Origin of the sequence: Streptomyces sp. 8L (assembly GCF_020176795.1) — a bacterium.
Taxonomy (GTDB): domain Bacteria; phylum Actinomycetota; class Actinomycetes; order Streptomycetales; family Streptomycetaceae; genus Streptomyces.
In genome coordinates, this window is record NZ_JAIUKE010000464.1 from 1 (window position 1) to 5,363 (window position 5,363).

The 5,363-nt window shown below is 71.9% G+C and carries 4 protein-coding genes; 3 read left to right on the forward strand and 1 reads right to left on the reverse strand.

Features of this window, described 5'->3' with window-relative positions:
- Nucleotides 1-59: 59 nt before the first annotated feature.
- The 3 genes from LCE31_RS31120 (at nucleotide 60) to LCE31_RS31130 (ending at nucleotide 4,474) form a co-directional block, all read left to right on the forward strand.
- Nucleotides 60-1,406 carry a dicarboxylate/amino acid:cation symporter gene (locus LCE31_RS31120; RefSeq protein ID WP_225020285.1) on the forward strand — a complete coding sequence of 449 codons (1,347 nt, stop codon included), beginning with the start codon at nucleotides 60-62 and terminating at the stop codon, nucleotides 1,404-1,406.
- Between the two features lie 284 nt (nucleotides 1,407-1,690).
- Nucleotides 1,691-2,419: a TetR/AcrR family transcriptional regulator gene (locus LCE31_RS31125; RefSeq protein WP_225020287.1), complete on the forward strand. Its 729-nt coding sequence runs from the start codon at nucleotides 1,691-1,693 to the stop codon at nucleotides 2,417-2,419.
- 186 nt (nucleotides 2,420-2,605) lie between these two features.
- Nucleotides 2,606-4,474, forward strand: a complete 1,869-nt coding sequence (locus LCE31_RS31130; protein WP_225020310.1) for an AMP-dependent synthetase/ligase — start codon at nucleotides 2,606-2,608, stop codon at nucleotides 4,472-4,474.
- A 251-nt stretch (nucleotides 4,475-4,725) separates the two neighbouring features.
- Here the strand turns inward: LCE31_RS31130 and LCE31_RS31135 are convergent, their stop codons facing one another.
- Complete coding sequence (locus LCE31_RS31135; protein WP_008738468.1) at nucleotides 4,726-4,929, reverse strand: cold-shock protein; 204 nt, start codon at nucleotides 4,927-4,929, stop codon at nucleotides 4,726-4,728.
- Nucleotides 4,930-5,363: the final 434 nt, after the last annotated feature.

Genomic DNA, 5,363 nt, shown 5'->3' on the forward strand with positions numbered 1-5,363 from the left:
GCCCGCGTGCCGCTCCCCCACGCCCACCACGCCCATCACGCCACGTCAGGAGTGCGTTCGTGTCCGCGAACACCGCAGCCGGCACCACCGATCCGGCAGGACCCCGTAACCGGTCGCTGCCCAAGATCCCGTTCTGGGCGCAGATCGTCGCCGGTCTCGTCCTCGGGGCGCTGCTCGGCTGGCTCGCCCGCAGCCAGGACATCAGCTGGCTGACCACCACGCTCGACAAGGTCGGCAGCCTCTTCGTCCAGCTGCTGAAGCTGGCCGTCGGACCGCTCGTCTTCTTCGCGATCCTGGTGTCGATCACCAACCTCCGCAAGGTCAACAACGCGGCCAGGCTGGCGACCCGCACCCTGCTGTGGTTCATGATCATGTCGCTGATAGCGGTCGCCATCGGCATCGCGATCGGACTGATCACCAACCCCGGGTCCGGCACCGACCTCACGCCGAAGGACGGCAAGCTGCCCGAGCACTCGGGCTCCTGGATCGACTTCCTCACCGGCATCATCCCGACGGACATCATCACGCCCTTCAGCGAGCTGAACGTCCTCCAGATCGTGTTCATGGCGGCCGTCGCCGGCATCGCCGTACTGAAGGTCGGCGAGCGCGCCAAGCCCGTACTCCAGCTCAGCGAGGTCGTGCTCGAACTGCTCCAGAAGGCCCTGTGGTGGGTCATCAAGCTCGCCCCGCTCGGCACCATCGGCCTGATCGGCTACGCCATCGCCGACTACGGCTGGGACCTCATCGGCAAGTACGCCACCTTCACCGCGGACGTGTACGTGGGCTGCGCGCTGGTGCTGTTCGGCGTCTACCCGCTGCTGCTCTCCACGGTCGCCAAGGTCAACCCGATCCAGTTCTTCAAGGGCGCCTGGCCCGCGATCCAGCTGGCGTTCGTGTCGCGCTCCTCGGTCGGCACGATGCCGGTGACGCAGAAGTCCGCCGAGCGCCTCGGCGTTCCGAAGACGTACACCTCCTTCGCCGTCCCATTCGGCTCCACCACCAAGATGGACGGCTGCGCGTCGATCTACCCGGCGATCGCGGCGATCTTCGTGGCACAGATCTTCGACGTCCACCTCGGCGTGCAGGACTACGTGCTGATCGCCTTCGTCTCCGTGATCGGCTCCGCCGCCACGGCCGGACTCACCGGCGCGACGATCATGCTGACGCTGACCCTGTCGACACTCGGCCTGCCCCTGGAGGGTGTCGGCCTGCTGCTGGCCATCGACCCCATCCTCGACATGATGCGCACGGCCACCAATGTGGCGGGCCAGATCGTCGCGCCGATCATCGTCGCCTCCCGGGAGAACATCCTCGACCGCGAGGCCTACGACGCGGCGACCGCGTCCCCGGTGGAGGAGACGGCGCCCGAGCCCGCCCGCGAGAAGGAGCTGTCCGCAGTGGCGTGACGCCCCGTCAATCACCTTCCGCGGTCGTCGGCACCGCTGGGCCCCCGGGCCTCTCCCTCCCCGCAAGGGGCCGGGGAGAGGCCCGTAACCTTGCCCTCCACATCCCGCCCCGCGGACGGCGGGGCGGAGGAACCGGGGCGGTGGGCGTGGAGAGCGCGGGCGGTGGCGGCGGTGCCGGTGGTATCGGCGCAACGGACGGTGCCGGCGGGACGGACGGTGCCGGCGGGACGGACGGTGCCGGCGGAACGGATGGTGCCGGCGGCGGCGCGGGCCGAGCGAGACGCATGCCGCGCGCGGTACGCGAGCGGCAGATGATGGACGCGGCCGTCCGCGTCTTCGGCCGATACGGCTACCAGGCCGCCTCGATGGACGGGATAGCCGAGGCGGCCGGTGTCTCCAAGCCGCTCGTCTACCTCTATCTGCACTCCAAGGAAGACCTGTTCGCGGCGTGCATACGGCGCGAGGCCGAGGCGCTGATGACGGCGCTGCGGGCGGCCGTCGACCCGGATCTCCCGGCGGAGGAACAACTGCGGTCCGGGCTGACGGCGTTCTTCGAGCACACCACGGGCCACCCCGAGAGCTGGACCGTACTGCACCGCCAGGCCCACACCCACGGCGAACCCTTCGCGACCGAGGCGCACCGGGTGCGCGCTCGCCTCGTCGCGTACGTCACCGGCCTGATCGGGACCGCGGCGCGCGAGGCGTACGCCACCGGCCCCGATGCCCGGAAGGGAGACGATGCCCGGAAGGAAGAAGCCGACCGGACCGGTCCCGACGGCGCGGATCACGGGCCCGCGCCCGCCCCGGACTTCACGGACCGCGACCTCGGCGCGCTCGCGCACGCGCTGGTCGGCGCGGCGGAGGAACTGGCCGCCTGGGCCAACACCACGGAGGGCGCGAGCGCGCGCGAGGCGACGTCGGCGCTGATGAACTTCGCCTGGACCGGCCTCGGGGGACTCCTCACCGGCGCCCGCTGGACCCCCGGGGCCCGCCACCGGGCGCCGGCACCCTGACCCGTCGGGCCCCGGACGCCGCCGCGGGTGAACACGGCTGCCACGCCCCGGTGTTCGTACGCAGCGGGTTCCGTTTAAGGTCGGGCTGAGCGCTCCTCTGGAGCGCCGTACACCTCCAGGGAGCCGCCCGTGTCCACCGACGCAACCGGGATTTCCCCGTCGCCGCTGCCCCTTGAGGCGCCCGCGATGGTCATGCCCGATGTCGTCAGGTCCGGCGGTGCCGTCCGGGAGGCGTCCGTACCGCCGTTGGTACCGGCCCCCCGCGGCGGCTCGCTCGCCGACATCCCGTACGAGAACGTCCGCCGCGCTCCCGACGCCGTCGTGATCAGCAGGAAGCTGCCCGACGGCAGCTGGCAGGACATGACCGCCGCCGCGTTCGCGGAGGACGTCGGGACGCTCGCCCGCGGGCTGGTCGCCGAGGGGCTGATGCCGGGCGACCGGATCGCGATCATGGCCCGTACGTCCTACGCGTGGACGGTGCTCGACTTCGCCGCCTGGGCGGCGGGCCTGGTGACGGTGCCGGTCTACCCGACGTCGTCCGCGTTCCAGACCCGCTGGATACTCCAGGACTCCGGCGCCATCGCCTGCGTCGTCCAGGACGCGGCGCAGGCCGCCCTCGTACGGCAGGAGCGCAGGCAACTGTCCCAGCTCACCCACCTGTGGGAACTGCACGACGGCGGCCTCGACCGGCTGCGCGAGGCGGGGGCGGGCGTCGGCCCCGACGTGCTCGCCGAGCGCCGAGGCGCGCTCACCCCCGACAGCCTCGCCACCCTCAGCTACACCTCGGGCACCACGGGACGCCCCAAGGGCTGCGCGCTCACGCACGGCAACTTCTTCGCCGAGGTCGACAACGCGATCTCCCTGCTGTATCCGCTGTTCATGGCCGACAGCAAGGAGCCCGCGTCGATCCTGCTGTTCCTGCCGCTCAGCCACATCTTCGGCCGGATGGTCTCGATCGCCTGCCTGCGCGCGCGGGTACGGCTCGGGCACGCGCCCTCCGTGGAGACCGAGGCGCTCCTGTCCGACCTCGCGGCGTTCCGGCCCACGTTCCTGCTGGCCATCCCGTACGTCCTGGAGAAGGTCTACAACACCGCCCGCGCCAAGGCCGAACGGATGGGCCGCGCCTCGTCCTTCGACCGCGCCGCACGCGTCGCCCGCCGCTACGGGGAGGCGCTGGAGGCCGCGGAGCACGGCACCGGGCCAGGCCCGTCCGCCCTGCTGCGCACCACCCGCGCCCTCTACGACCCGCTGGTGCACCGCCGGATCAGGACCGCGCTCGGCGGCCGGGTGAAGTACGCGATCTGCGGCGGCTCGCCCCTGGGCCGCAGGCTCGCCTCGTTCTACGCGGGCGTCGGCGTGGAGATCTTCGAGGGGTACGGCCTGACGGAGACCACGGCCGCCGCCACCTGTACACCCCCGCGGCGCCCGCGCATGGGCACCGTCGGCTGGCCCATCCCCGGCACTGCGGTGCGTATCGCCGACGACGGCGAGATCCTGCTGCGCGGCGGTCACGTCTTCGCCGGCTACTGGGACGCGGAGCGGGGCGTTCCGGTCCCCGAGCACGACCGGGACGGCTGGTTCGCCACCGGCGACCTCGGCGCCCTGGACGACGAGGGCTACCTCACGATCACCGGCCGCAAGAAGGACGTGATCATCACCACCGGAGGCAAGTCCGTCGCGCCCGCGCCGCTCGAGGACTGGCTGCGCGCGCATCCGCTGATCAGCCAGTGCATGGTGACCGGCGACAACCGTCCTTACATCACGGCACTGCTCACCCTGGACCCGGACGGGCTCGCGCACTGGCGGGAGATGCGCAGGAAACGGGCGGCGCCGACGGGGCCGGAGGCCGAGGAGGAGGATCTGCGGGTCGTGTTGCAGCGCGCCGTCGACGAGGTGAACCGGCTGGTGTCCCGCGCGGAGTCGATCCGCCGCTTCCTCGTTCTGACGACGGACTTCACGGAGAGGAACGGCCATCTCACGCCCTCGCGCAAGCTGCGCAGGGACGAGATCACCCGGGACTTCGCGGACGAGATAGCGAAGATGTACGAACGGTAGGTCCCGGGGCGTACACGAAAGGTCCCGGGGCGTACACGAACGGTGGCCCCGCGCTTACATGAACTCCGGCCCCGGCCCGCGCGGACCCGGGCCCGCGCGGGCCCGTGCTCCTGGGGGCCCCGTGCTCCGGGTGGCCCCGCGCCGCGGCCCGGAAAAAATGCAGGGGCCCCGTCCCGCCGCCGAGACGGCGGGGTGGGGCCCCTTGGGTACTGCTCTCATTCAAGTCGTGCGCGATCGCCGACCCGCGGCACTCAGGCCGGGGTGACGTTCTCCGCCTGCGGGCCCTTGGGGCCCTGGGTGACGTCGAAGTTCACGAGCTGGTTCTCCTCAAGAGAGCGGAAACCAGACGCGTTGATCGCGGAGTAGTGGACGAAGACATCCGGGCCGCCGCCGTCCTGGGCGATGAAGCCGAAGCCCTTTTCAGCGTTGAACCACTTGACGGTTCCGGTAGCCATAAGCCCTCCTTGGGCCAAAGGGTTGCCCTGCTCCAGAACCTGCAAAGAAGTCTGAAAACTACAAAAGCCTGCGGGGTCACATGCTCCGCAGGCTCTGTACTGCAAGGGAAACCAAACTGCAACTTGCGGCGAGCCTAGCACGGGGTCTCCGTGTGGCGGTAGAGGCAAAGATCATCGTTCCCGCTCGCGTCGTCCCGGCACCCCGAGAGGCGCAAGGACGCCCGCCCCGCGACGTGTCCGCGGCCCGCGCGCCGGCCCCGGCCGGGCCCGTGTCGTGGCCCCGCGGCGCCCCGACCTGCCGTCGTCCCGGTCCCGGCCCGAGCCGCGGCGCCCGGGGGGGGGCCCCGCCCCCGGGGGGGGGGCCCCCCCCCCGCCCCCGGGCGGCCCCCCCCCCCCCCCCAAGCCCCCCTCCCCCCCCCCCCCCCGGGGCGGGG